We start from the raw sequence: 26,935 nt of genomic DNA on the forward strand, positions 1-26,935 counted from the left end.
TTGTCAGCCGACCCCGACCCGCCGTTCGTCGCGATCTGGAACAACGTCGTCACCGAACTCAACGGTGACGGCAGCTCTCCCAACGGTGCCGCGAACGGAGCCCTCACCCCGCAGCAGCGGGCGTGGCTCAAACTCGTCCAGCCCCTCGTCATCACCGAGGGATTCGCGCTCTTGTCGGTGCCCACCCCGTTCGTCCAGAACGAGATCGAACGGCATCTGCGCGAACCGATCATCGCCGCGCTGAGCCGGCAGCTCGGCCAGCGGGTCGAATTGGGTGTGCGCATCGCCGACCCCGAATCCGACGATGCGCCGGCCCCCACCCCGGTCGCCGTTCCCGACAGCGATGACGACCTCGTCGACGACGACCTGGCCGCCCGGGCCAGCGCCGAGGAGAACTGGCCCAGCTTCTTCGCCAATCGCGGGCAGAACGCGACCACCGACGACGCCACCGCGATCAACCTGAACCGCCGCTACACCTTCGACACCTTCGTCATCGGAGCATCGAACAGGTTCGCCCACGCCGCGTCGCTCGCCATCGCAGAGGCGCCGGCACGTGCCTACAACCCGCTGTTCATCTGGGGCGAATCCGGTTTGGGCAAAACACATCTGCTCCACGCTGCCGGCAACTACGCCCAGCGTCTCTTTCCCGGGATGCGGGTCAAGTACGTCTCCACCGAGGAATTCACCAACGACTTCATCAACTCGCTGCGCGATGACCGCCGCGCATCGTTCAAGCGCACCTACCGCGACATCGACGTCCTTCTGGTCGACGACATCCAGTTCATCGAGGGCAAAGACGGTATCCAGGAAGAGTTCTTCCATACCTTCAACACCTTGCACAACGCGAACAAGCAGATCGTCATCTCCTCCGACCGGCCACCCAAGCAGCTCGCGACGCTGGAAGACCGACTGCGCACCCGCTTCGAGTGGGGCCTGATCACCGATGTCCAGCCGCCCGAGCTGGAGACCCGCATCGCGATCCTGCGCAAAAAGGCGCAGATGGATCGCCTCGACGTGCCCGACGACGTTCTCGAGCTGATCGCCAGCCGCATCGAACGCAACATCCGCGAGCTCGAGGGCGCGCTGATCCGCGTGACCGCATTCGCCTCGCTGAACAAGACGTCGATCGACAAGTCTCTCGCCGAGATCGTGCTGCGAGACCTGATCTCCGATTCGTCGACGATGCAGATCAGCACGGCGGCGATCATGGCCGCGACCGCCGAGTACTTCGAGACGAGCATCGACGAACTCCGAGGGCCCGGCAAGACCCGGGCACTGGCGCAGTCGCGGCAGATCGCGATGTATCTGTGCCGCGAGCTCACCGACCTCTCCCTGCCCAAGATCGGCCAGGCGTTCGGCCGTGACCACACCACGGTCATGTACGCGGAGAAGAAGATTCGCGGCGAGATGGCCGAGCGTCGTGAAGTCTTCGATCACGTCAAAGAACTCACCACACGGATCCGTCAGCGCGCCAAGCGCTGACCAACCCCTCCTCTTTCCTCCCTGCCGCCCCGCGCGGACCTTTTGTCATGCCTCGGTCGGGAAAAACTTCTCTCCCGTTGGCACCAGCAGTCACACCCGGGGCCTGGGGAGCACCTGTGCACAACCTGTCGCCAACCCGTGCTCGATGTGGGGTGTTCTTCCCCAGATCGGTATCCATCCCCAACCGCCCCCAGACAGCCCACCGTCCATGCACAACTCCCCCACAGCCCGTCGAGACGCTGGCCTGCGCGAAACCCCGCACATCCCCAGATTGCACAGCACCTAGTACTACTGCTCATTTCTCTCTATCCAAATCTCTTAGAAGAAGTGCCCTGGGGAAAGCACACGGTGGACGGCCCGACGAGGCCGGCTGATGCCCGGCTGTCGGCCCGATCGTTTAGCTTTCAAGTTGGAGCGGAAAGCTCTACGGTGGTTCATCGACAGCCCTTCCGGTCGTCGCAGCGTGTCTAGAGCGGCGCGGTGTGCCCGTCGGAGAAATTGCTGATCAACGCTTCATCGGGGTGTACATCGAAGGGACGCAATGAACGTGGCGACGTCAACGGTAGGTCTCACGGACTTGAAGTTCCGGCTGAGCCGCGAAGAGTTCGCCGACGCGGTCGCCTGGGTGGCCCGTAACCTGCCGTCCCGGCCGACGGTGCCCGTGCTGGCCGGCGTGCTGCTGACCGGATCCGACGAAGGTCTGACGATCTCCGGATTCGACTACGAGGTGTCCGCCGAAGTCCAGATCGCCGCCGAGATCGCCTCTCCCGGAAGCGTTTTGGTATCCGGTCGGCTGTTGTCCGACATCGTCCGGGCATTGCCCGCCAAGCCGGTCGACGTGAGCGTCGAAGGCACCCGCGTGGCGCTGACCTGCGGAAGCGCCCGGTTCTCCCTGCCGACCATGGCGGTGGAGGACTACCCGACGCTGCCCACCCTGCCCGACGAGACCGGTGTGGTGTCGGCGGACCTGTTCGCCGAGGCCATCGGCCAGGTCGCGGTCGCCGCCGGCCGCGATGACACGCTGCCCATGCTCACCGGCATCCGTGTCGAGATCTCCGGCGAGAAGGTCGTTCTGGCCGCCACGGACCGGTTCCGTCTCGCGGTCCGCGAATTGACGTGGTCGACGGCCACTCCGGGAGTGGAAGCCGCAGTGCTGGTGCCCGCGAAAACCCTCGCCGAGGCCGCCAAAGCCGGCACCGACGGCAGCGAGGTCCATCTGTCGCTGGGCTCCGGCCCCACTGTCGGCAAAGAGGGCCTGCTCGGCATCCGCAGCAAGGGGAAGCGCAGCACCACCCGCCTCCTCGACGCCGAGTTCCCGAAATTCCGTCAGCTGCTGCCGACCGAGCACACCGCGGTCGCCACGATCGGCGTCGCCGAGCTGACCGAGGCCATCAAGCGCGTCGCCCTGGTGGCCGACCGCGGCGCCCAGGTGCGGATGGAGTTCGCCGACGACGTGCTGCGGCTCTCGGCGGGCGCCGACGACGTGGGCCGGGCCGAAGAGGATCTGCCGGTCGAATTCTCCGGCGAACCCCTGACGATCGCCTTCAACCCGACCTACCTCACCGACGGGCTGGGTTCCCTGCACGCGGACCGGGTCACCTTCGGATTCACGACCCCCAGCCGCCCGGCGGTGCTCCGCCCGGCGGGCCAGGATGATGTGAGTAGCGACGGCGCGGGGCCCTATCCGGCGGCACAGACCGATTACGTCTATCTGTTGATGCCGGTGCGTCTCCCCGGCTGACCGTACGCACCGACTACAGGAGGGCGCTGACATGCAGTTGGGTCTCATCGGCCTGGGCAAAATGGGCTTCAACATGCGGGCTCGCCTGCGCGACGGGGGACACGAGGTCATCGGGTACGACCCGCGACCCGAGGTGTCCGACGTGGCGTCGCTGGCCGATCTCGCATCCGCCTTGGACGCACCCCGCGTGGTGTGGGTGATGGTGCCGTCCGGCTCGATCACCGATCAGACCATCACCGAGCTGGCCGGTGTGCTCTCTGAGGGCGACCTCGTCATCGACGGTGGCAACTCCCGCTACACCGAAGACAAACCGCACGCAGAACTGTTGGCGCAGAGCGGTATTGCGTTCATCGATGCGGGTGTGTCGGGTGGCATCTGGGGTTTGAGTGAAGGCTACGGACTGATGGTCGGGGGAAGCGACGACGATGTCGCTCGGGCCATGCCGATCTTCGACACGCTGCGCCCGCCGGGACCGGTCGAGGACGGGTTCGTCCACGCGGGCCCGGTCGGGGCCGGCCACTTCGCCAAGATGGTGCACAACGGGGTGGAGTATGCGCTGATGACGGCATACGCCGAGGGCTATGAGATGTTGGCCGCCGAAGACCTGGTGAAGGATCCGCAGGCCGTGTACCAGGCGTGGACCAACGGCACGGTGGTGAGGTCGTGGCTGCAGCAGCTCCTGGCCAAAGCCCTGAAGGAAGACCCGAATCTCAACGAGATCAGCGGCTACACAGAGGATTCCGGCGAAGGACGGTGGACGGTCGAGGAGGCCATCCGGCTGCGCGTGCCGGTCCCCGGCATCGCTGCGTCGTTGTTCGCGCGGTTCCTGTCCCGGCAGGACGATTCACCGACGATGAAGGCTGTCGCGGCGCTGAGGAACCAGTTCGGCGGGCATGCGGTGAAGAGGGTGAGCGAGTCCGGGTGAGCGAGGCGAACCGGTGTACGTACGTCGCCTCGCACTGACGGATTTCCGGTCGTGGCCCCGGGTGGAGATCGATCTCGACCCGGGGCGCACCGTCTTCGTGGGATCCAACGGTTTCGGGAAGACGAATCTCGTTGAGGCGCTGTGGTATTCCTCGACGCTCGGTTCACACCGCGTCGCCACCGACGCACCGCTGATCCGTGCGGGCGCCGATCGCGCGGTGATCTCGACGATCGTCGTCAGCGACGGCCGAGAACTCGCGGTGGACCTGGACATCACGTCCGGGAGGGCCAACAAGGCGCGCCTCAACCGCTCCCCTGTCCGATCCGCGCGCGAAATCCTCGGGGTGCTGCGCGCCGTGCTGTTCGCTCCCGAAGACCTGGCGCTCGTCCGAGGTGACCCCGGGGAGCGTCGACGGTACCTCGACGAACTCGCCACGATCCGTCGTCCCCGCATCGCCGGCGTGCGCGCGGACTACGACAAGGTGGTGCGGCAGCGTACCGCGTTGCTCAAGACCGCCTCGGGCGCGCGTTATCGCGGGGACCGCGGTGCGCTGGACACCCTCGACGTCTGGGATGGTCACCTCGCGTCACACGGCGCGCAGCTGATCGCGGCACGCGTCGAGCTGGTCAACGAGCTGGCGCCCGAAGTCGAGAAGGCCTACCAGCTGCTCGCGCCGGCGTCGCGCCCGGCGACCGTGCGGTATCGCAGTGGCGTGGAGGTCGTGGAAGCCGAAGCGGCCGTGGGCAACACCGATGTCGAGGTGTTCGAAGCGGCGCTGCTCGACGCGCTGAGTCGGCGTCGGGATGCCGAGCTGGAACGCGGCGTCTGTCTTGTCGGACCGCACCGGGATGATCTGGAGTTGCGGCTGGGCGAACAGCCCGCCAAGGGCTTCGCCAGCCACGGCGAGAGCTGGTCGATGGCCTTGGCATTGCGACTGGCGGCCTACGAATTGCTCCGCACAGAGGGAGGAGATCCGGTGCTGCTGCTTGACGATGTGTTCGCCGAACTCGACACCGCGCGCCGTGACGCGCTGGCCCGGGTCGCAGCCACTGCCGAACAGGTTCTGGTGACGGCGGCGGTCGCGGAGGACATTCCGCAGGAGTGGGACGCGCGCCGAATCGAGATCACCATGCGTGACGGTGACGAGGGTCGGATATCGGAGGTGGTGTCGTGACCGACGCCGAGGATCCCATCGAGCCGCCGGCTCATCTGGCCCATCTCAAGGGGATGGACCTCGTCCGCCGTGCCCTCGAGGAGGCTCGTGGCGCGGCCCGGGAGCAGGGCAAGAATGTCGGCCGCGGCCGGACTTCCCCTGCCGCGCCGCGACGCACCGGTGCGTCGAGCCGGCGCCGGTGGTCGGGTCCCGGCCCGGATGTGCGGGATCCCCAGCCTCTCGGTGCGGCGACCAGTGATGTGGCGCGCAGTCGCGGCTGGAACGGCCGAGTGGCCGAGGGCGCGGTGTTCGGTCGATGGCGCGAGGTGGTCGGTGCGCAGATCGCCGACCATGCGGTACCGGCGTCGCTGACCGAGGGGGTGCTCACGGTGACCGCGGAGTCGACGGCGTGGGCCACCCAGTTGCGCATGGTGCAGGCGCAGCTGTTGGCCAAGATCGCCTCGGCGGTCGGGGACGGGGTGGTCACAGCCGTGAAGATCGTCGGGCCGGTTGGTCCGTCGTGGCGGAAGGGCCCGTATCGGGTGCCGGGCCGCGGGCCGCGCGACACCTATGGCTGAGAGCCACCAGAACGTGGTCGGCGGCTGTGCGGAACGTCTCGACCTATCCACAGTCGGAAAAATCGGCGCACGGCGCGATTAGGTGTCTCAAAACGCGGCTCCAGCATCGGTCCTGACGCCAGGTTTCGGTAGACTGTCTCGAGTGATCCGCGAGGGGGTCGTCAGATTCCCCGTGCAGGCCGCTGCCTGCCCAAGACCCGAGGAGACCCGCCCAACGTGGCTGCCCAGAAGAAGAACGCTCCCAGTGAGTACGGCGCCGATTCGATCAAGGTTCTCGAAGGTCTGGAAGCGGTCCGCAAGCGGCCCGGTATGTACATCGGTTCCACGGGCGAACGCGGTCTGCACCACCTGATCTGGGAAGTCGTCGACAACGCCGTGGACGAGGCGATGGCCGGCTTCGCCACCAAGGTCGACGTGCGGATCCTCGAAGACGGCGGTGTGCAGGTCACCGACGACGGCCGCGGTATCCCCGTCGCGATGCACGCCACCGGCATCCCCACCGTCGACGTGGTGATGACCGTGCTGCACGCCGGCGGCAAGTTCGAAGAAGGCGCCTATCAGGTGTCCGGCGGTCTGCACGGTGTGGGTGTCTCTGTGGTCAACGCGTTGTCCACGCGGCTGGAGGCCGACATCCACAAGGATGGGTTCGAGTGGCACCAGACCTACGACAGGTCAGTGCCGGGCACCCTGCGCAAGGGCGAGCCGTCCAAGAAGACCGGGACCACCATCCGGTTCTGGGCGGACCCGGACATCTTCGAGACCACCACCTATGACTTCGAGACCATTGCCCGGCGTCTGCAGGAGATGGCGTTCCTCAACAAGGGGCTGACCATCGAGTTGACCGATGAGCGGGTCGCCCCGGAAGAAGTGGTCGACGACGTCGTCAGCGACCATGCGGAGGCGCCGAAGTCGGCCGAGGAGAAGGCCGCCGAGAAGGCCGCCCCGCAGAAGGTCAAGCACCGGGTGTTCCACTACCCCGGCGGTCTGGTCGATTTCGTCAAGCACATCAACCGCACCAAGACCGCGATCCAACCCAGCGTCATCGATTTCGACGGCAAGGGACCGGGGCACGAGGTCGAGATCGCGATGCAGTGGAACGCGGGCTACTCGGAGTCCGTGCACACGTTCGCGAACACGATCAACACCCATGAGGGTGGCACCCACGAGGAGGGTTTCCGCGCCGCGCTCACCTCGGTGGTGAACAAGTACGCCAAAGACAAGAAGCTGCTCAAGGACAAGGATCCGAACCTCACCGGTGATGACATTCGCGAGGGGTTGGCGGCGGTCATCTCGGTGAAGGTCTCCCAGCCCCAGTTCGAGGGTCAGACCAAGACGAAGCTCGGCAACACCGAGGTGAAGTCCTTCGTGCAGAAGATCTGCAACGAACAGCTCACCCACTGGTTCGAGGCGAACCCGGCCGAGGCGAAAACCGTTGTGAACAAGGCGGTGTCGTCAGCCCAGGCGCGCATGGCAGCTCGCAAGGCGCGTGAGCTGGTGCGACGCAAGAGTGCCACCGACATCGGCGGCTTGCCCGGTAAGCTCGCCGACTGTCGCTCGACGGATCCGACGAAGTCGGAACTGTATGTGGTGGAGGGTGATTCGGCCGGCGGCTCGGCCAAGAGTGGTCGCGACTCGATGTTCCAGGCGATCCTTCCGCTGCGCGGCAAGATCATCAACGTCGAGAAGGCCCGTATCGACCGCGTGTTGAAGAACACCGAAGTCCAGGCGATCATCACCGCCCTGGGCACCGGCATCCATGATGAATTCGACATCGCCAAGCTGCGCTATCACAAGATCGTGCTGATGGCCGACGCCGACGTCGACGGCCAGCACATCTCGACGCTGCTGCTGACCCTGCTGTTCCGGTTCATGAAGCCGCTGGTGGAAAACGGCCACATCTTCTTGGCTCAGCCGCCGCTGTACAAGTTGAAGTGGCAGCGTTCCGACCCCGAGTTCGCCTACTCCGACCGGGAACGCGACGGATTGCTCGAAGCCGGCCGGGCGGCCGGCAAGAGGATCAACGTCGACGACGGTATCCAGCGCTACAAGGGTCTCGGCGAGATGGATGCCAAAGAACTGTGGGAGACCACGATGGATCCGTCGGTGCGGGTGCTGCGCCAGGTGACCCTGGACGACGCGGCCGCCGCCGACGAGCTGTTCTCGATCCTGATGGGCGAGGACGTCGAGGCGCGACGCAGCTTCATCACCCGCAACGCCAAAGACGTTCGCTTCCTTGACGTTTAACTCTCAAAGCTGAGGAAAACTCCATGACTGACACCACCCTGCCGCCCGGCGACGAGGCTGGCGACCGGATCGAACCGGTCGACATCCAGCAGGAGATGCAGCGCAGCTACATCGACTACGCGATGAGCGTGATCGTCGGCCGCGCCCTGCCGGAGGTGCGCGACGGCCTCAAGCCCGTGCACCGACGTGTGCTCTACGCGATGTTCGACTCCGGTTTCCGGCCCGACCGCGGCCACGCCAAGTCGGCGCGCTCGGTGGCCGAGACGATGGGTAACTATCACCCGCACGGTGATTCGTCGATTTACGACACCCTGGTCCGGATGGCGCAGCCGTGGTCGCTGCGCTACCCGCTGGTCGACGGTCAGGGCAACTTCGGCTCACCGGGTAACGATCCGCCGGCCGCCATGAGGTACTGCGTCACCGCCGACGCGCAAGTGCGTCTCCCGTTCGGCCAGACTGTACGAATCGGGGACGTGGTCCCGGGCGCGCGGCCGAATTCCGACAACGACATCGAGCTGAAGGTTCTCGACCGCCACGGCAATCCCGTGCTGGCGAACAAACTGTTCCACTCCGGAGAGCACAAGACTTTCACGGTTAAAACCGCCGAAGGATACGAGGTCACGGGGACCGCGAACCACCCGCTGTTGTGTCTCGTCGATGTGGGCGGCGTGCCGACGCTGTTGTGGAAGCTGATCGAGGAGATTGAGGCCGGCGATATCGCGGTGCTGCACCGCGAAAGTACGGATTATGACGAGATTTCCTCGAATTCCGTCATAACCCGTGCACTCGCGCGCTTGCACGAGCTGCACGGCGATGATCCAGATGTCAGGAAGATCGCCACCGACCTCACCGACGGCCGGTTCTACTACGCGCGAGTTGCAGCAGTCACAGACACCGGGGTGCAGCCTGTATACAGTTTGCGCGTCGATACCGAGGATCACTCCTTCATCACCAACGGTTTCGTCAGCCACAACACGGAAGCGCGGCTCACTCCGCTCGCCATGGAGATGCTGCGTGAAATCGACGAGGAGACAGTCGATTTCATCCCGAACTACGACGGCAGGGTGCAGGAGCCGACGGTTCTGCCGAGCCGGTTCCCGAACCTGCTCGCCAACGGTTCGGGCGGTATCGCGGTCGGCATGGCGACGAACATGCCGCCGCACAACCTGCGTGAGCTCGCCGAAGCGGTGTACTGGTGCCTGGAGAACCACGAGGCCGACGAAGAAGCGACCCTGACCGCCGTCTGTGAGCGCGTCAAGGGCCCGGACTTTCCGACGCACGGCTTGATCGTTGGCTCACAAGGGATTTCGGACACCTACCACACCGGCCGTGGCTCGATCCGGATGCGCGGCGTGGTGGAGATCGAAGAGGATTCGCGCGGGCGGACCTCGCTGGTGATCACCGAACTGCCCTACCAGGTCAACCACGACAACTTCATCACCTCGATCGCCGAACAGGTCCGCGACGGCCGCCTGACCGGCATCTCGAACATCGAGGATCAGTCCAGCGATCGCGTCGGTCTGCGCATCGTCGTGGAGGTCAAGCGCGACGCCGTAGCCAAGGTGGTGCTGAACAACCTCTACAAGCACACCCAGTTGCAGACCAGCTTCGGCGCGAACATGCTGGCGATCGTCGACGGTGTGCCGCGCACGCTGCGTCTCGATCAATTGATCCGCCACTACGTCAACCACCAGCTGGACGTCATCGTCCGGCGCACGCGCTACCGGTTGCGCAAGGCGAACGAGCGGGCCCACATCCTGCGTGGTCTGGTCAAGGCGCTGGATGCGCTCGACGAGGTGATCGCGTTGATCCGCGCATCCGCCAATGTCGATGTCGCACGCCAGGGCCTGATCGAGTTGCTCGATGTCGACGAGATCCAGGCGCAAGCCATCCTCGACATGCAGCTGCGGCGACTGGCCGCTCTGGAGCGCCAGCGCATCATCGATGACCTGGCCAAGATCGAGGCCGAGATCGCCGACCTCGAGGACATCCTGGCCAAGCCCGAACGGCAACGGGCCATCGTGCGCGACGAGCTCAAGGAGATCGTCGACAAGTACGGCGACGACCGGCGCACCCGGATCATCGCCGCCGACGGTGAGGTGGCCGACGAGGACTTGATCGCCCGCGAAGACGTCGTGGTCACGATCACCGAGACCGGTTACGCCAAGCGCACGAAGACCGATCTGTATCGCAGCCAGAAGCGCGGCGGTAAGGGCGTGCAGGGCGCGGGGCTGAAGCAGGACGACATCGTCAACCACTTCTTCGTCTGCTCCACCCACGACTGGATCCTGTTCTTCACCACGCAGGGCCGGGTGTACCGGGCGAAGGCCTACGACCTACCGGAGGCATCGCGCACTGCGCGGGGTCAGCACGTCGCGAATCTGCTGGCGTTCCAGCCGGAGGAGCGCATCGCCCAGGTCATTCAGATCAAGGGTTACGAGGACGCCCCCTATCTGGTGCTGGCGACCCGCAACGGGCTGGTGAAGAAGTCGCGCCTGGTGGACTTCGACTCCAACCGGTCCGGCGGCATCGTCGCGGTCAACCTGCGCGACGGTGACGAACTCGTCGGTGCCGTGCTGTGCTCGAGTGACGACGATCTGCTGCTGGTCTCGGCCAACGGCCAATCCATCCGGTTCTCCGCCACCGACGAGGCACTGCGGCCGATGGGCCGCGCCACCTCGGGCGTGCAGGGCATGCGGTTCAACGCCGATGACGCGTTGTTGTCGCTGAATGTGGTCCGTCCGGACACGTACCTGCTGGTGGCGACGTCAGGCGGGTACGCCAAGCGCACCGCCATCGACGAGTACCCGGTTCAGGGCCGCGGCGGCAAGGGGGTGCTGACCATCATGTTCGACAAGCGCCGTGGCACTCTTGTGGGCGCGTTGATCGTCGACGACGACACCGAGCTGTACGCCATCACCTCAGGTGGCGGCGTCATTCGGACCGCCGCGCGACAGGTTCGCAAGGCCGGCCGCCAGACCAAGGGCGTCCGGCTGATGAACCTCGGTGACGGCGACACCCTGATCGCCATCGCGCGCAACGCCGAAGAGGGTGACAGTACCGACGAGGTCAACACCGACATCGGCGACGAGCCGACGTCGGAGGAGTGAGGAGCGGGTCAGTGAGCTCACCGAACGAGCCTGGGCATCCGCGTGCGGGTGAGACGTCCGGTGGCGCCGGCAACGGGTCGCCGTCGGGCGCATCGGCACCGAGCCACAGCGCCCCCTCGCCGCAGGCACCGTCGCGTGCAGGCGAGCAGAGCGACGTGCCGCCGTGGCAGCGGGGCCCGCAGGCACGGGCCCGTCAGCAGGCTCCCGACGCCCAGGGTGGTCTCGATGCGCGACTGAACCGCTTCATGGCCGGTGGCCCGGAAACCGAGCAGGCACCACGAGGGGACCGTCCCGAGGGGCAGCGTCCGGAACCACGTCCCGAGGCCAAGCGCTCGGAGACCCGTCCTGAATCGCGACCGGAAGGACGGCCGGAGGGCAACCGTCCCGACGCGGCACGTACCGACGTCCACCGTCCCGAGCCGCCGACGCGCGCGGACGGTCCGGGTAGCGCCGCCTACGCCAGCGAGCTGCCCGATCTGTCGGGTCCGCCTCGGTCAGGGCCGCCGCGCAAGCCTGCCGAGCGGCCGGCCGAATCGTCGCCGAAGCAGCCCCAGAAGGCCCCGGTCAGCCGGGGTGTGCAGGTCGGCCCGCGTCAGCACACCGGGCCGGTGCGGGCGAGCATGCAGATCCGTCGGGTGGATCCGTGGAGCGCGCTCAAGGTGTCCCTGGTGTTGTCGGTGGCACTGTTCTTCGTGTGGATGATCGCCGTGGCGTTCCTCTACCTGGTGCTGGGCGGCATGGGTGTGTGGAGCAAGCTGAACAGCAACGTCGGTGACCTGCTCACCAGTGCCAGCGGCAGTTCCGGGGGTGAGCTGGTGTCCGCGAGCACGATCTTCGGTGGCGCGGCGCTGATCGGCCTGGTCAACATCGTGCTGCTGGCCGCCGCGGCGACCATCGGTGCGTTCATCTACAACCTCACGACAGACCTCGTGGGCGGTGTCGAGGTCACGCTCGCCGATCGCGACTGAGCTGGTTTGGGAGTCGGGTTGTCGGTGAGGTAATCTCGCTGCTCGGCCGTGCAATTGATGACGGTGCAACGGGGCTATAGCTCAGGCGGTTAGAGCGCTTCGCTGATAACGAAGAGGTCGGAGGTTCGAGTCCTCCTAGCCCCACGGAAAGGTACACATCGATGAAGGTGATGCTGCTGTTCGTGGCCGGCATTGCCGCGGCCGCCGCCTTGGTGGTGTGGCGGACCCAGCACAGCCCCGAAATCTGGCACACCCTCCCCGATGCACCTTCCTGACGAGGGGCCTTAGCTCAGTTGGTAGAGCGCTGCCTTTGCAAGGCAGATGTCAGGAGTTCGAATCTCCTAGGCTCCACAGTTCGATAGCTCAACACTCCACGACGTTGAGGGCCAGTCCCCCGCGTGACGTCTCCTTGTACTTGTCGGCCATGTCGGCGCCGGTGTCCCGCATGGTCTTGATCGCGGTGTCCAGGCTGACGTGATGGGTGCCGTCGCCGAACAGGGCCATCCGTGCGGCGGTGATCGCCTTGACCGACGCGACGGCATTGCGTTCGATGCACGGGATCTGCACCAGTCCCCCGACCGGATCACACGTGAGTCCGAGGTTGTGTTCGATCCCGATCTCGGCGGCGTTCTCCACCTGCGCCGGTGAGCCGCCCATCACGGCCGCCAGCCCGGCCGCGGCCATCGAGCACGCCGAGCCGACTTCGCCTTGGCACCCCACCTCCGCACCGGAGATCGACGCGTTCGTCTTGAACAGCTGCCCGATCGCTCCGGCAGTCAGAAGGAACTCGACCACGCCGTCCTCGTCGGCACCGGGAACGAAGCGCCAGTAGTATTGCAGCACTGCGGGAATGATGCCGGCCGCACCGTTCGTCGGCGCGGTGACGACTCTGCCCCCGCCCGCGTTCTCCTCGTTGACCGCCAGCGCGTACACCGTCACCCAATCCATCGCGTACAACGGGTCCGACGGATCCGCCTCCAACGCCGCAGCCAACGCGGCGGCCCGCCGGCGCACCCGCAATCCACCGGGCAGCGTCCCGGTGGCGGTGAGCCCGTTCGTCACGCATTCCTGCATCGTCGTCCAGATGCGCAGCAACCCCTCCCGCAAGGACGTCCCGTGACCCAGGGCCTCCTCGTTGGCTACCACCAGATCGCTGATGCGGCAATGCTGTTCGTCGCAGAAGGCGACCATCTCAGCGGCGGTGTGGAACGGAAACGGCACAGTCACGTCTTCATCGGACACTGCGGTGTCGTCCTCGTCGACGACGAATCCGCCTCCGACCGAGTAATAGACATGGCGATCCATCTCGCCGCCGTCGGTGGTCAGCGCGGTGAACACCATGCCGTTGCTGTGAAAGTCCATGGCACGCAACGACATCACGACCTCGAACGAGACCGACCGCTCCCCCGCCAACTGCAACCGCCCGGCGTGCTCGATCTCTGCCGCACGCACGCGGGCCGCCTCGGGGTGGACTGTCTCGGGTTCTGCGCCTTCCAGCCCGAGAACCACGGCGCCGGGAGTGCCGTGACCGGCCCCGGTCGCCCCGAGCGATCCGAACAGTTCGACGCGCACGCGCGCAACGGCGTCGAGCGACCCGCGCAGTCGTTCCGCGAACCGCCGCGCGGCGCGCATCGGACCCACGGTGTGCGAACTCGACGGCCCGATCCCGATCGAGAACAGGTCGAACACCGAGATGGCCACCGCGCTACCCCGGTTACGGCTTGGGGGTGACCTCGACGCTCGGCGGCAGCGGCGAGGGCTCCGGCTGCGTCGAGCGGCGGGCAATCGAGAACGCGGCCGCTCCCCCGGCCAGCACGGCGACCCCGGCGGCGACAACAAGCAGGCGCGGCCGGCGGCGGCGCTTCTTGGGCGCGCGCAGGTTCTCGAGGGTCTCCGGCAGGTTCGCCACGGCTTCCTGCGCCGCGGCGAGCTCGTCCTTGAGCTGCTGCGCCACCTGGCTGCTGCGGTAGCGCTGACCCACCCAGGAGGCCGACGAGCGCACCGAATCGACGCCGATGCCGACGGCGCCCCGGGTGATGTCCACCGGACCGACCGTCGAATACTTCAGGCCGCGGCTGAGCCGCTGGCTCGGGGTCAGTCGGACTCGGGTCTTGGAGCTCATGGCCCACCTTTCTCGGCACCGGATGACAACGAGGTTCAGCCTGCCATCTCCGCCAACCCCACGGTGCCGGGTTGGGCTTGCGAGCGGCGTGGCACACTGGCTTTCCGTGACGAGCCCCATTCAGACCGCGACCGCGACCCTGCACACCAACCGCGGTGACATCAAGATCGCCCTGTTCGGCAATCATGCCCCCAAGACCGTCGCCAACTTCGTGGGCCTGGCCCAGGGCAGCAAGGACTACAGCACCGAGAACGCATCGGGCGGCTCGTCGGGACCGTTCTACGACGGCGCCGTCTTCCACCGCGTCATCGAGGGGTTCATGATCCAGGGTGGTGACCCGACCGGCACCGGTCGAGGCGGCCCGGGCTACCAGTTCGCCGACGAGTTCCACCCCGAACTGCAGTTCGACAAGCCCTACCTGCTGGCGATGGCCAACGCCGGGCCGGGCACCAACGGCTCGCAGTTCTTCATCACCGTCGGCAAGACACCGCACCTGAACCGTCGCCACACCATCTTCGGTGAGGTCGTCGACCCGGAGTCGCAGAAGGTCGTCGACGCGATCGCCACGACGGCGACCGATCGCAGCGATCGGCCCACCGATCCGGTGGTCATCGAATCGGTGACGATCTCCTAGTCGGCTAGCGACCGGCGCCGCGCGCGAAGCCGGCGTCGGTCAATGCGTCGAGGACCCGGAGCGGGTCCGTACCCACGTCCCACCGGCTCAGCACCAGGAGCCGGTCGTCGGTCGTGTCGATCTCGAGCAGCCGCACCGTGCGACCGATCCTGCGCAATTCCGTGATCCGGATCAGGCTGATGTCGGGCCGGGTGAGGCGGCGTGTGGTGAGCCACCCGCGGTAGATCAGAGCGTCTCCGTCGATTGCCAGTTTCGGCCGAGCCCGCCACGACAGGGCGGCGAACACGAGCAAACCGACCGCGGCGATGCCGATCAAGATGCGCCCCGGAACGTCTGTGACCAGCGTCACAACGGCGACGGCCAGTAGGACACCCACTCCGGCGGCGCCGAGGATGCCCGCCGTCGGGGGCCCCCACATTCTTTGCTGGGTGGACACTTCACACCCTCCTACCGGGGCGAACCCCGTTATCCACAAGTGCTATCCCCAATGGGGATGAATAACATCGATGTGATCTGATTACGCACACGTTGCGGTCGATCAAACGGCGGACAACAGCGTGGAGACGCGGTATCGTCGTCGGCCGCGTCACCGCCAGCGCATCGTGAGCAGCAAACCGGTGATCATAAATCCGAACGCGATCGCGTAGTTCCAGACGTTGAGGTTGCTCATCCACTGCAGGAAGCTCGGCACATCGGGGCCGCTGCCCGCCAGCTGGAACACGATCAACCAGGCCAGCCCGATCAACATGAGGCCGACGAACAGCACGACGAACCACATGCTCGACGGACCGGCCTTGACCTTGACCGGTGTCCGGCTCACCGGGTTGATGGTGAAATCGTTCTTCTTGCGGACCTTGGACTTGGGCATGGGTACCTTCGGACGATTCGGTGCGACGATGTGTCGTATACGGCGACGATGTTGGGGAAAGCCTAACGCAGCCGCGATCAGCCTCGACTCGTGGAGAGACGCAACCGATGGACGCCCGTGACCGAACCGTTCGTTCGCGTTCCGCCTGGCGCTGGGGCGTTCCGGTGGTCTGCGCCGCGGCGGGTCTGCTGCTCGGCGCGACCTACAGCGTGTCCGGCGGTGACGAGATCCGGCGCAGCGATGCGCCGCGGTTGGTCGATCTCGTCCGGGAAACGCAACAGTCGGTGGACCGGCTGACCGCCGAGCGCGACGCACTGTCACCGCAGATCGAGAACCATCACGGCGGCTCCCCCAGCGCGGCGGCGGCACTGGCAGCGATCACCCGCCGCGCCGACGCACTGGCCCCCGACGGCGGCCTGACCCCGATGCGGGGCCCCGGCCTGGTCGTCACCCTCAACGACGCGCAGCGCGACGCCCAGGGCCGCTTCCCGCGCGATGCGTCGCCCGACGACCTCGTCGTCCACCAGCAGGACATCCAGGCCGTCCTCAACGCCCTGTGGAGTGCCGGTGCCGAGGGCGTCCAGATGCAGGATCAACGTCTGATCGCGACGTCGGCGCCCCGCTGCGTCGGCAACACCCTGCTGCTCAACGGCCGCACCTACAGCCCGCCGTACGTGATCACCGCGATCGGTGACGCGGCGGCCATGCAGACCGCCCTGAGCGAGGCCCCGCTGGTCACGCTGTACAAGCAGTACGCCGTCCGGTTCGGCCTCGGTTATTCAGAAGACGCGCGGGACGTCGAGCTCGTCGGGTACACCGCGCCGATCACGATGAAGTACGCCCAACCGATGGGACCACTGGGGTACTGACGGCACGGCCGTATCCTGAGCGCATGCAGGTTCTCGTCGTCGACAACTACGACAGCTTCGTGTTCAACCTCGTCCAGTATCTGGGCCAGCTCGGGGTGGACGCGCAGGTCTGGCGTAACGACGACGACCGCCTGTCCTCCGACGATGCGGTCGCCGCGGTGGCCGACGAGTTCGACGGGGTGCTGCTCAGCCCGGGCCCCGGCACCCCGGAGCGGGCGGGCGCGTCCATTCCCCTGGTCCGCGCGTGCGCGGCGGCCACCACTCCCCTGCTCGGCGTGTGCCTCGGCCATCAGGCCATCGGGGTGGCATTCGGTGGCACGGTGGACCGGGCGCCCGAGCTGCTGCACGGGAAGACCAGCACGGTGTCCCACACCGACCGGGGTGTCTTGCGCGGGCTGCCGGATCCGTTCGTCGCGACGCGGTACCACTCGCTGACGATCCTGCCCGAGACCATGCCGGCCGAGCTCGAGGTCATCGCGCGCACGGAGGGTGGCGTGGTGATGGGGGTGCGTCATGTCGAGCTGCCGATCCACGGCGTGCAGTTCCACCCCGAGTCGATCCTGACCCAGGGCGGCCACCGCATGCTGGCCAACTGGCTGGCCGAATGCGGCACCGCTCCCGACGAGGCGCTGGTGACCCGTCTCGAGGACGAGGTCGCGACGGCGGTGGCGGCCGCTACGACGCGAAGTTCAGCGTGATCGTCGAGCCGAAGTTCACCGGGCTGCCCGCCGACGGCCTCTGACTGACGACCGCGTTGGTGCGCTGCCCGCTGTTCTGCACATCGGCGCCCTTGTCGAGCACGCCCGTCCAGCCCAGCGCGCGCAGGCGCGGTTCGGCGTCGGTCCAGAACTGACCCGTCAGATCCGGCATCACGAACTGGTTGCCGCGCGAGACCTGGATCTGGATCACGGTGTCCTGCGGAACCGTCTGACCGGCCGCCGGCTCGCTGCCCACCACCTGTCCGGCCGACACCGTGCTGTCCACCTGCACCGGCACGCTCTTGGTGAACCCGGACGCCGTCATCACCTGCTGGCAGACCTCGACGGTCTGCCCCGTGCAGTCGGGCACGACAGCGGTCGCGGGACCCTTACCCAGCACAATGGTGATCTCGTTGGTGATCGCCGATGTCTGGTTGGCCGGCGGCACCGTCGACAGGACCCGGTCCTTCTGCTCGGGCAGCGACGCGGAGGTGGTCTGCCGGAACCGGTCGAACCCGGCGTCAGTGAGCTTCTTGACGGCATCGCCGTAGCTCAGACCCGAGACGTCGGGCACCTCGCGCTGCTCAGGTCCGTACGACAGCTTCAGGGTGATCTCCGAGCCTGCCGGCACCGAACTCGTTGCGGGCGGGTCGGTTTCGATGACGTGATCGGGCGGGACCTCGGAGCTCGCGCTCTGCTCGGTGTTGATGGTGAATCCGCGGTTCTGCAGCGTCGCGATCGCGTCGGCAGATACCTGACCCCGCACATCGGGCACCTGGACGTCACGGGTCTCCCCGCCGAACGAATTGATCGCGATCGTGACGACAACCGTGAGTACGGCGAGCACCGCGACTGCCACCAGCCAGCGTGCCACCGACCCGGACCGCTCCTTCGGCCGGTACCGCGGCTGGTGGGACACCGGGCCGGTGCGCTGGTGCGACGGCGCGGCCGACAGCAGCGAGGTGCGCTCGGCGTCGGTGAAGATCTTCGGCGCGTCGGGCCGCTCACCGCTGTGCACCTTGACCAGATCGGCGCGCATCTCTGCGGCTGTCTGATAGCGGTTGTCCGGATTCTTGGCCAGCGCCTTGAGGACGACGGCGTCGAGGTCGGGGGAGATGCCGGCGTGGCGCGCCGACGGCGGCTCGGGATCCTCGCGGACATGCTGGTAGGCCACCGCGACCGGCGAGTCACCGACGAAAGGTGGTTCGCCGGTGAGCATTTCGTAGAGTACACAGCCCAGCGAGTACACGTCGGAGCGGGCGTCGACCTTCACTCCGCGTGCCTGCTCGGGCGAGAGATATTGCGCGGTGCCGATCACCGCGGCCGTCTGCGTGACCGGGTTTCCGGCGTCGGCGATCGCTCGCGCGATGCCGAAGTCCATCACCTTCACCGCGCCGGTCTTGCTGATCATGATGTTCGCCGGCTTGACGTCGCGGTGGATGATGCCGTGCTGGTGGCTGAAGTTCAGCGCCTGGCAGGCGTCCGCGATCACCTCGATCGCACGCTGGGCCGGCATCGGTCCCTCGGTGTGCACGATGTCGCGCAGCGTGACGCCGTCGACGTACTCCATCACGATGTAGGGCAGCGGCCCGGTCGGGGTGTCCGCCTCGCCGGTGTCGTAGACGGCGACGATCGCGGGGTGGTTCAGCGCCGCAGCGTTCTGCGCTTCCCGGCGGAAGCGGAGGTAGAAGCTCGGGTCGCGCGCGAGGTCGGCGCGCAGCACCTTGATCGCGACGTCGCGGTGCAGGCGCAGGTCGCGGGCGAGATGGACTTCGGACATACCGCCGAAGCCCAGGATCTCGCCGACTTCGTAGCGGTCGGACAGGTGCTGTGGCGTCGTCATCGCAGTTCTCGGTGGTGCGGCGCTGTCGGTGACAGCGCGGTGTGAACATCTCGTGTCACCCACATGCGCGGGGCGCCGTCGTCATCGAACGTCAGCGCCGGCGCCGCAGCGGGTGTCTCGGTGGTGGCGGACGGGGTTTCGGTCACGGTGGCCGGCGCAGGAGCGTTGTCCTTGCGGTCCTGGGCGTTGAGCACGATGAGGATCGCGATCACGATGGCGAGCGCGCCGAGGACACCGGCGGCCCACAGCAGCGCGCGCTGGCCCGACGAGAAGGTGCGGCGTGCCGGCGGGGCGGAGCGGTGGTGGCTGCCGGTGGTGCGGGTGCGTGACGTGGCCGCAGGCGCACGGCCGGTCGGCTGGGCAGGAGCGGGCGCGATGGTCGGCTTGACCGCGGCGGGCGCCGCACGCCCGATCGACGGGGCCGCGTTGGGCCGGGGTGGGCGCCGGCCGGCACGCACGGCCGCGACGGCGTCGGCGAACGGACCGCCCGACTTGTAGCGCATGCCGGGATTCTTGACGAGCGTGATCTCGATCAGCTCACGCACGTTCGGCGGCAGGTCGGCGGGCAGCGGCGGCGGGGTCTCCTTGATGTGCTTCATCGCCACCGTCAGAGCGCCGTCACCGGTGAAGGGCCGTTTACCCGAAACCGCTTCGTAGCCAACCACTCCCAGGGAGTACACGTCGCTGGCGGCAGTGGCGTCATGGCCGAGGGCCTGCTCCGGGGCGATGTACTGGGCGGTGCCCATCACCATGCCGGTCTGCGTCACCGGAGCCGCGTCGACGGCCTTGGCGATGCCGAAGTCGGTCAGCTTGACCTGGCCGGTGGGCGTGATAAGGATGTTGCCCGGCTTGACGTCACGGTGCACCAGGCCCGCGGTGTGGGCGACTTGCAGGGCGCGCCCGGTCTGCTCGAGCATGTCGAGCGCGTGCCGCAGCGACAGCCGACCGGTGCGCTTGAGCACGGAGTTCAGCGGCTCGCCGTTGACGAGTTCCATGACCAGGTAGGCGGTGCGGCCTTCCCCGTCGATGTCGGTCTCGCCGTAGTCGTACACCCCGGCGATGCCCGGGTGGTTCAGCATCGCGACGGTGCGTGCTTCGGCGCGGAACCGCTCGACGAACTCGGCATCGGTCGAATACTCGGCCTTGAGCACCTTGATCGCGACGCGGCGACCCAACCGGGAGTCCACGCCCTCCCACACCTGGCCCATGCCGCCGGTGGCGATCAGCCTCTGCAGGCGATACCGGCCCGACAGCGTCACTCCGACGCGGGGGCTCATACCGTTCCTCGCTTCGCTCGCATCACGACGCCTGCCTCAAGGCCGCCGCGATCGTCGCCCGCCCGATCGGTGCCGCGACCGCGCCACCGGTGGCGTCGAGGCGGTCACCGCCGTTCTCGACCAGTACCGCCACCGCCACTTTGGGTGCCTGAGCAGGCGCAAAGGCGATGTACCAGGCATGCGGGGGCGTGTTGCGCGGGTCAGTGCCATGCTCCGCAGTGCCGGTTTTCGATGCGATCTGCACGCCGGCGATGGCTCCCTTCTGCTGAGTCACCTGCTCGGCGGCGACCATCAAGTTCGTAAGTGTATCTGCGACCGGTTCGGGGATCGCTCGCCGCACTTCGGAGGGGGCTGTGGTGGCGATGTTCGACAGGTCGGGGCCCTTGAGGCTGTCGACCAGGAACGGTTGCATGGTGACCCCCTTGTTCGCCACTGTCGCGGCCACCATGGCGTTCTGCAGCGGGGTCAGCGCGACGTCCTTCTGGCCGATGCTCGACATTCCCAGCGCCGCGGCGTCCGGCACCGGCCCGAGCGTCGACTGGGCGACCTGCAGTGGAATCGGGGCCGGGGCGGTGTCGATGCCGAAGTTCTGCGCGGTGCTGCGCAGCGCGTCGACGCCGGTGTCGATGCCGAGTTGGACGAACGCGGTGTTGCACGAGTGCGCGAAGGCGTACTGCAGCGAGGTGGCCGGGGCACCTCCGCACGAGGAGCCGCCGAAGTTCTCCAGCGTCGCGGTGCTGTCGGGCAGCGCGATCTGCGGTGCGGCGGTGACCTGCGTGTCGGGGGTGGCGCCGTTCTGAAGCGCCGCCGCGGTGGTGATCACCTTGAACGTCGACCCCGGCGGATACGTCTCGGAGATGGCGCGGTTGAGCAGCGGTGAGTTCGGATCGTCGCGCAGGCGCTGCCATGCCTGCGCCTGCTCGTCCACATCGTGGGTGGCCAGGAGATTGGGGTCGTAGGACGGCGCCGAGACCATCGCCAGGATCTTGCCCGTCGACGGCTCCAGGGCGACGACGGCGCCCTTGCACGGCCCGTTGCAGCCCTTGTTCATCGCGTCCCAGGCGGCCTGTTGCACCCCGGGCCGGATCGTCGTGGCCACGTTGCCGCCGCGGGGATCCCGGCCGGTGAAGAAGTCGGCCAACCGGCGGCCGAACAGCCGCTGGTCGGAGCCGTTGAGCACGGTGTCCTCGGCGCGTTCGAGGCCGGTGCTCGAGTAGCTCAGGGAGTAGAAACCGGTGACGGGCGCATAGGTGAGCGGGTTGGGATACACGCGCAGGAACCGGAACCGGCCCTCGGTGGAGACCGAGTAGGCCAGCAGCTGACCGCCGGCCGAGATCTGTCCGCGCTGGCGCGAGTACTCGTCGAGCAGCACCCGCTGGTTGCGCGGGTCCGATCGCAGTCCGTCGGCGGTGAACACCTGGGTCAGCGTGACGTTGGCGAGCAGCAGCACGACCAGACCCATGATCATGACGGAGATACGGCGTAGAGAGGTGTTCATACTTTCTCGATCACCTCGGTGCTCGCCGCGGCGATCGGTCCCGGGGGAGTGCCTCGGCCGTCCAGCGGCCGACGCGCGTTGTGCGAGATGCGCACCAGGATGGCGAGCAGAAGGTAATTCGCCACGAGGGAAGAGCCGCCGTAGGACAGCCACGGGGTGGTCAAGCCGGTCAGGGGAATCAGTTTCGTGACTCCGCCGACGACGATGAACAGCTGGATGCCCAGGGTGGCGGCCAGTCCGGCAGCGAGGAGCTTGCCGAAGCTGTCGCGTACCGCGATCGCGGTGCGCATGCCGCGGATCACGAGGATCGTGTAGAGCATCAGGACCGCGGCGAGGCCGACCAGGCCGAGTTCTTCACCGACGGCGGCGATGATGAAGTCGGTCGAGGCGGCGGGAACGGTGCCCGGCTGCCCATTGCCCAAGCCCGTCCCGAAGATGCCGCCGGTGGCGAAACTGAACAGCGACTGCACCATCTGGTAGCCGGCGCCGTCGGGATCGGCGAACGGGTCCTGCCACGTCTGCACGCGAACGCGTACGTGATCGAAGAGGTAGTAGGCGAGCGTGCTCCCCGCGGCGAACAGGGTGAGCCCGAGCACCACCCAGCTGAACCGCTCGGTGGCGATGTAGACCAGCACGAGGAACGACGCGTACAGCAGAAGCGAAGTGCCGAGGTCCTTTTCGAACACCATCACGCCGATCGAGGCGATCCAGGCGGCCAGCAGCGGGGCCAGGTCCCGCGGCCGCGGTAGATCCATCCCGAGGACGTGCTTACCCGCGCTGGTGAACAGGCTGCGTTTGGACACCAACACGGACGCGAAGAAGATCAGCAGCAGGATCTTCGAGAACTCGGCGGGCTGAATGGAGAAGCCGGGCAACCGAATCCAGATCTTGGCGCCGTTCTGCTCGGACATCGAGCGGGGGAGGATCGCCGGGATGACGAGGAGCACCAACCCGGTCAGCCCGCACAGGTAGCCGTAGCGCGACAGCAGTCGGTGATCGCTGAGGAAGATCACCACGAGCGAGAACCCGATGACCCCGACGAGCGTCCACAGCATCTGCTGGTTGGCGGTGCCGCCCAGTCCGCGCGAGGTGGGTTCGCTCACCGCCAGGTCGAGACGGTGAATCATGACCAGTCCCAAGCCGTTCAGCAGCGCGACGACGGGTAGCAGCAGCGGGTCGGCGTAGGGAGCGAAGCGCCGGACCGCCAGATGCGCGCCGGCGAACAGCGCCAGGTACGCGACCGTGTACTGCGCGAGGTCCCACCGCAGCCCCTGCTCCTGGTTGGCCTCGACGAGCAGCAGTGCCACCGTGGTGATGAGCGCGGCGAAGCCGAGCAGGAACAGTTCGGCGTTGCGGCGGTTCGGCAGGGCCGGCGTCACCGCAACCGGGGACTGCGGTTGCGTCGTCATGCCACTTCCCGACAGTTGATTCCCGGTTGAGGCGGCGGGGGAGGAAGCGCCGTCACGGTGGGCGACGGTGTGGGGGAGGGCGTGGGCGAGGGCGCCGGTGTCGGCGAGGACGTCACGGTGCGCGGGGTCTCCGGCGCGGGTGTGGCCGTCGTCGATGTCGGCGTGTTCGGGCTCGGGACAGGGCTTCCCGAAGTGGTGGTCGACGGCCGCGGGGAGGGCGACGGCGCGGGCCGGCTCGAGGTCGCGGGCGACGTACACACCGGGAGCACGGAACTGCGCGCAAGCTCTTCGATCTGGCCGATGGCATCGTCGAGAGTGCCCGACGGCAGCCCGGCGACCACCTGGGCGCGCTCGGACGGACGCATGTCCCCGACGGCCAGCGGGCGGCAACCCAGATTGTCCTGAGGTTGATCGGCACTGATGAGAGACAATTCGTTGCGGGCGTTCAAACAGCCCAGCAGATACGGCTCCTGGAGGGAGATTCCGAGAAAGGAGCCTTGAACACCGCGCATGATCGAGACGGCGCCGTCGTGTTCGCTGACGTAGTAGTTGTTACGGACGATTTCCCGTGCGACCGCCAAACCGGCGAGCACCGCCAAGACCAGCACACCAACCGCGAGATAGATGCGGCGCCGGGATCGTGGGCGCGGGGGCGGCTCTTCAGGTTGCTGCACAACGGGTTTGGCGGCGTTGCGTTTCGGGTTGAACGCCGACGCCCGTCCGGCCGCGGTATTGGGAGGCGCAGTCTGGTCGTCGGCCCCGGAGACCGCGCCGGCGAGGATCGGCTGAGTCTGTCCGAAGTCGTGATTGGTGACGTCGACGACGTCGGCCACGACCACGGTGACGTTGTCCGGTCCGCCGCCCCGCAGCGCCAATTCGATGAGACGATCGGCGCTTTCGGCGACGTCGGCGATCTGCAGTGCCTCGGCGATGGTGTCGTGGCTGACCGGATCGGACAGACCGTCCGAGCAGAGCAGATAACGATCGCCCGCCCGGGCCTCCCGCATGATCAGCGTCGGCTCTACCTCGTGTCCGGTGAGAGCGCGCATGATCAGAGACCGTTGCGGATGGCTGTGCGCCTCTTCGGCGGTGATGCGACCTTCGTCGACCAGAGTCTGGACGAACGTGTCGTCCTTGGTGATCTGGCTGAGCTCACCGTCGCGCATGAGATAACCGCGGGAATCGCCGATGTGCACCATGCCAAGGCGGTTGCCGGCGAACAAGATTGCGGTGAGCGTGGTGCCCATGCCGTCGAGCTCGGGATCGGACTCGACATGCGCGGCGATCGCCGAGTTGCCCTCGCGCACCGCGGCGTCGAGCTTGCTGAGCAGGTCGCCGCCGGGTTCGTCGTCATCGAGATGAGCGAGCGCGGCGATCACCAGCTGCGAGGCGACCTCTCCGGCGGCGTGACCGCCCATTCCGTCGGCCAGCGCGAGCAGGCGGGCTCCGGCGTAGACGGAGTCCTCGTTGTTGGCGCGCACCAGACCACGGTCGCTGCGGGCGGCGTATCGGAGCACGAGTGTCACGGGCGCAACTCGATCACCGTCTTGCCGATTCGCACCGGTGTGCCCATCGGGACTCGTACTGCCGTTGTCACCTTCGCCCTGTCGAGGTATGTGCCGTTGGTCGATCCTAGGTCTTCGACGTACCATTCCGGACCCCGTGGCGAGAGTCTGGCATGGCGAGTCGACGCGTAGTCGTCGGTCAGCACCAGTGTGGAGTCATCGGCGCGGCCGATCAGCACCGGCTGGGTGCCCAGCGGGATTCGGGTGCCGGCGAGCGCGCCCTCGGTGACGACCAGTTGCCGGGGAACACTGCGATCTTTGGTCGGCAGCAGTGTGGCACGCAACGCGAGGCCGCGGCGCATCATCACTGCGCCGGTCGGCGCGTAGATATCGGTGCGCAGGCTGCGCAGCACCGACCAGATGAACAGCCACAGGAGCAGCAGGAAACCGACGCGCGTCAGCTGCAGTATCAGCCCCTGCATCTGACGTCCTCTCCGTTCCCATCCCGACGGCACCGCCACCACACGCCGACGGCGGTCGACGTGATGGCCACGTCACCGCCGTCCTCGCGCGGCGATCCTCAGTGAACGCGAACGATGATCTCAGAGTGACCCAGCCGAATCACGTCCCCGTCGGCCAGCTGCCACTCCTGAACCGGCGCGTTGTTCACCGTGGTGCCGTTGGTGGAGTTGAGGTCTGACAATAGCGCCACTTGGCCGTCCCAGCGGATCTCGAGATGACGCCGTGACACACCCGTGTCGGGAAGCCGGAACTGGGCGTCCTGACCGCGGCCGATGACGTTGGCGCCTTCGCGCAACTGGTAGGTGCGTCCGCTGCCGTCGTCGAGCTGCAGGGTGACCGTCGATCCGGCAGACGGGTACTCGCCCTGGCCGGCGCCGTACCCGCCGGCTCCGTAGCCGCCCTGATCTCCGCCGTAACCACCCTGATCGCCGTAGCCCTGATCGGCGTAGCCGGCCGGGGCCTCGCCGTAGCGGCCGTAGTCGGGCTGGCCGTAGTCCTGGCGGCCGTACCCGCCGCCGTAGCCACCCTGATCGGGGTAGCCGCCCTGATCCGGATAGGACGGACGACGACCGTAGTCGTAGTCGCCGGACGGGGCACCGCCCTGGGGTCCGTAGCCGTGCTGACCGCCCTGCGGCGGGCCGTAGCCACCCGGTCCGGGCCGGTAACCCTGGTCGGGGTAGCCACCCTGCGGCGGGCCGTAGCCCGCCGGGGGACGCTGGTCGTAGGACGGGGGAGGGTAGCCCTGGTCCGGGTAGCCGCCCTGATCCTGCTGGTAGCCGCCCTGATCTGGATAGCCGCCGCGCTGGGGGTAGCCCTGCTCGCCGTGCGGCGGGTAGCCGCCCTGATCCGGGTAGCCCCCGTGCTCGCCCGCCGGGTAACCGCCCTGGTCGGGGTAGCCGCCGCGGTCGTCCTGGCGGGGGTAGCGGTCCTCGTCGGGACGGGGGTAGTAGTCATCCCCGGGCCGCCCCGGCCCCTGGCCGCCGCGATAGGTCGGATTGTCGCTCATCGGTCGTACTCCTGGTTCTGCGTGGGACGAGAGATCTCGAGGTGGCGGGGCCGGTGCATCCGACGTCGAGTCGGGATTGACCGCACCGCGCGCGCGAAACTGTCCGGTGTGCAGGCTGGGCGATTGTTCGAATCGGACAACCACATCACCATACGTTTGCCATCCCTGCTCATGGATGAAGCCCTCCAGGTGCTTGGCGAACGTGGTCGGGGTGATGTCCGGGTCGGCACTCACCTTCTGATAGTCAGGCACACTGAGGGTAATGACGTAGTCGTTCGGCGCCAAAACGCGGCCGCCGTGCACCTCCCGGGCCCCGCTTTCAGCTTCGCGCCGCAGGAGGGACTCGACTTCGGCGGGCACGATCGCGCCGCCGAAGACGCGGGCAAAGGCGTTGCCGACCGAATCCTCGAGCTTGCGCTCGAATCGATCGACAAGACCCATGGTCCGGTTCGCCTCCCTCGACAGTGAAAAGCCACCAGCGTG

At 67.2% G+C, this 26,935-nt stretch carries 22 protein-coding genes and 2 tRNA genes; 13 read left to right on the forward strand and 11 right to left on the reverse strand.

Annotated features, from left to right (window positions below; genetic code table 11):
- From dnaA to ACXYX3_RS00050, 10 genes are all read left to right on the forward strand, one after another.
- Complete coding sequence (dnaA, locus tag ACXYX3_RS00005; protein ID WP_458609655.1) at positions 1–1,482, forward strand: chromosomal replication initiator protein DnaA; 1,482 nt, start codon at positions 1–3, stop codon at positions 1,480–1,482.
- A 541-nt stretch (positions 1,483–2,023) separates the two neighbouring features.
- Positions 2,024–3,223, forward strand: coding sequence for a DNA polymerase III subunit beta (gene dnaN / locus ACXYX3_RS00010; RefSeq protein WP_241204358.1), 1,200 nt, complete (start codon positions 2,024–2,026; stop codon positions 3,221–3,223).
- A gap of 31 nt (positions 3,224–3,254) precedes the next feature.
- The gene (gnd, locus tag ACXYX3_RS00015; RefSeq protein ID WP_458609656.1) at positions 3,255–4,148 is read left to right on the forward strand and encodes a phosphogluconate dehydrogenase (NAD(+)-dependent, decarboxylating); all 894 of its coding nucleotides are present in this window, start codon (positions 3,255–3,257) and stop codon (positions 4,146–4,148) included.
- A gap of 13 nt (positions 4,149–4,161) precedes the next feature.
- Positions 4,162–5,322, forward strand: a complete 1,161-nt coding sequence (gene recF / locus ACXYX3_RS00020) for a DNA replication/repair protein RecF (RefSeq protein WP_458609657.1) — start codon at positions 4,162–4,164, stop codon at positions 5,320–5,322.
- 53 nt (positions 5,323–5,375) lie between these two features.
- Entirely contained in the window at positions 5,376–5,879 is a 504-nt protein-coding gene (locus tag ACXYX3_RS00025) for a DUF721 family protein (protein ID WP_458612244.1), read from the forward strand.
- 216 nt (positions 5,880–6,095) lie between these two features.
- Positions 6,096–8,123 (forward strand): DNA topoisomerase (ATP-hydrolyzing) subunit B, encoded by a 2,028-nt coding sequence (gene gyrB, locus ACXYX3_RS00030; protein WP_458609658.1) that lies wholly within the window; start codon positions 6,096–6,098, stop codon positions 8,121–8,123.
- Positions 8,124–8,146: 23 nt separating this feature from the next.
- Positions 8,147–11,233: an intein-containing DNA gyrase subunit A gene (gene gyrA / locus ACXYX3_RS00035; protein WP_458609659.1), complete on the forward strand. Its 3,087-nt coding sequence runs from the start codon at positions 8,147–8,149 to the stop codon at positions 11,231–11,233.
- Between the two features lie 11 nt (positions 11,234–11,244).
- Positions 11,245–12,201 (forward strand): DUF3566 domain-containing protein, encoded by a 957-nt coding sequence (locus ACXYX3_RS00040; RefSeq protein ID WP_458609660.1) that lies wholly within the window; start codon positions 11,245–11,247, stop codon positions 12,199–12,201.
- Between the two features lie 70 nt (positions 12,202–12,271).
- Positions 12,272–12,345 (forward strand) — tRNA-Ile (locus ACXYX3_RS00045).
- Positions 12,346–12,479: 134 nt separating this feature from the next.
- Positions 12,480–12,552, forward strand: a tRNA-Ala gene (locus ACXYX3_RS00050).
- Between the two features lie 12 nt (positions 12,553–12,564).
- Here the strand turns inward: ACXYX3_RS00050 and ACXYX3_RS00055 are convergent.
- Positions 12,565–13,902 (reverse strand): L-serine ammonia-lyase, encoded by a 1,338-nt coding sequence (locus tag ACXYX3_RS00055; protein ID WP_458609661.1) that lies wholly within the window; start codon positions 13,900–13,902, stop codon positions 12,565–12,567.
- Positions 13,903–13,915: 13 nt separating this feature from the next.
- Positions 13,916–14,323, reverse strand: coding sequence for a cell wall synthesis protein CwsA (gene cwsA, locus ACXYX3_RS00060; protein ID WP_458609662.1), 408 nt, complete (start codon positions 14,321–14,323; stop codon positions 13,916–13,918).
- 88 nt (positions 14,324–14,411) lie between these two features.
- Here cwsA and ACXYX3_RS00065 point away from each other — a divergent pair, with 88 nt between their 5' ends.
- Complete coding sequence (locus ACXYX3_RS00065) at positions 14,412–14,957, forward strand: peptidylprolyl isomerase (protein WP_241204350.1); 546 nt, start codon at positions 14,412–14,414, stop codon at positions 14,955–14,957.
- Between the two features lie 4 nt (positions 14,958–14,961).
- Here ACXYX3_RS00065 and ACXYX3_RS00070 read toward each other — a convergent pair whose 3' ends face one another.
- Positions 14,962–15,375, reverse strand: coding sequence for a PH domain-containing protein (locus ACXYX3_RS00070; protein WP_458612245.1), 414 nt, complete (start codon positions 15,373–15,375; stop codon positions 14,962–14,964).
- Positions 15,376–15,543: 168 nt separating this feature from the next.
- The gene (crgA, locus tag ACXYX3_RS00075; RefSeq protein ID WP_241204348.1) at positions 15,544–15,825 is read right to left on the reverse strand and encodes a cell division protein CrgA; all 282 of its coding nucleotides are present in this window, start codon (positions 15,823–15,825) and stop codon (positions 15,544–15,546) included.
- 107 nt (positions 15,826–15,932) lie between these two features.
- On the opposite strand from crgA, the gene ACXYX3_RS00080 reads away from it, so the two are divergent.
- Entirely contained in the window at positions 15,933–16,694 is a 762-nt protein-coding gene (locus tag ACXYX3_RS00080) for a DUF881 domain-containing protein (RefSeq protein WP_241204347.1), read from the forward strand.
- A 23-nt stretch (positions 16,695–16,717) separates the two neighbouring features.
- Complete coding sequence (locus ACXYX3_RS00085) at positions 16,718–17,392, forward strand: aminodeoxychorismate/anthranilate synthase component II (RefSeq protein WP_241204346.1); 675 nt, start codon at positions 16,718–16,720, stop codon at positions 17,390–17,392.
- On the opposite strand, the gene pknB is transcribed toward ACXYX3_RS00085, so the two are convergent.
- From pknB to ACXYX3_RS00120, 7 genes are all read right to left on the reverse strand, one after another.
- Positions 17,370–19,235 carry a Stk1 family PASTA domain-containing Ser/Thr kinase gene (gene pknB, locus ACXYX3_RS00090; protein ID WP_241204345.1) on the reverse strand — a complete coding sequence of 622 codons (1,866 nt, stop codon included), beginning with the start codon at positions 19,233–19,235 and terminating at the stop codon, positions 17,370–17,372. The two genes, ACXYX3_RS00085 and pknB, sit on opposite strands and share 23 nt — an antisense overlap.
- A complete protein-coding gene (locus tag ACXYX3_RS00095; protein ID WP_241204344.1) occupies positions 19,232–20,512 on the reverse strand; it encodes a protein kinase domain-containing protein in 1,281 nt (426 codons plus the stop codon). Before ACXYX3_RS00095 ends, pknB begins: the two co-directional genes overlap by 4 nt.
- Positions 20,513–20,534: 22 nt before the next feature.
- Positions 20,535–22,010, reverse strand: coding sequence for a D,D-transpeptidase PbpA (gene pbpA, locus ACXYX3_RS00100; protein WP_458609663.1), 1,476 nt, complete (start codon positions 22,008–22,010; stop codon positions 20,535–20,537).
- Positions 22,007–23,419: an FtsW/RodA/SpoVE family cell cycle protein gene (locus tag ACXYX3_RS00105; RefSeq protein ID WP_458609664.1), complete on the reverse strand. Its 1,413-nt coding sequence runs from the start codon at positions 23,417–23,419 to the stop codon at positions 22,007–22,009. The genes pbpA and ACXYX3_RS00105 overlap by 4 nt, the downstream gene beginning before the upstream one ends.
- Positions 23,416–24,945: a PP2C family protein-serine/threonine phosphatase gene (locus ACXYX3_RS00110; protein WP_458609665.1), complete on the reverse strand. Its 1,530-nt coding sequence runs from the start codon at positions 24,943–24,945 to the stop codon at positions 23,416–23,418. The genes ACXYX3_RS00105 and ACXYX3_RS00110 overlap by 4 nt, the downstream gene beginning before the upstream one ends.
- The gene (locus tag ACXYX3_RS00115) at positions 24,942–25,406 is read right to left on the reverse strand and encodes an FHA domain-containing protein FhaB/FipA (RefSeq protein WP_458609666.1); all 465 of its coding nucleotides are present in this window, start codon (positions 25,404–25,406) and stop codon (positions 24,942–24,944) included. Before ACXYX3_RS00115 ends, ACXYX3_RS00110 begins: the two co-directional genes overlap by 4 nt.
- A gap of 98 nt (positions 25,407–25,504) precedes the next feature.
- Complete coding sequence (locus ACXYX3_RS00120) at positions 25,505–26,893, reverse strand: DUF3662 and FHA domain-containing protein (protein ID WP_458609667.1); 1,389 nt, start codon at positions 26,891–26,893, stop codon at positions 25,505–25,507.
- Positions 26,894–26,935 lie beyond the last annotated feature (42 nt).

It is taken from the genome of Mycobacterium sp. Panama NTM2, assembly GCF_054355555.1.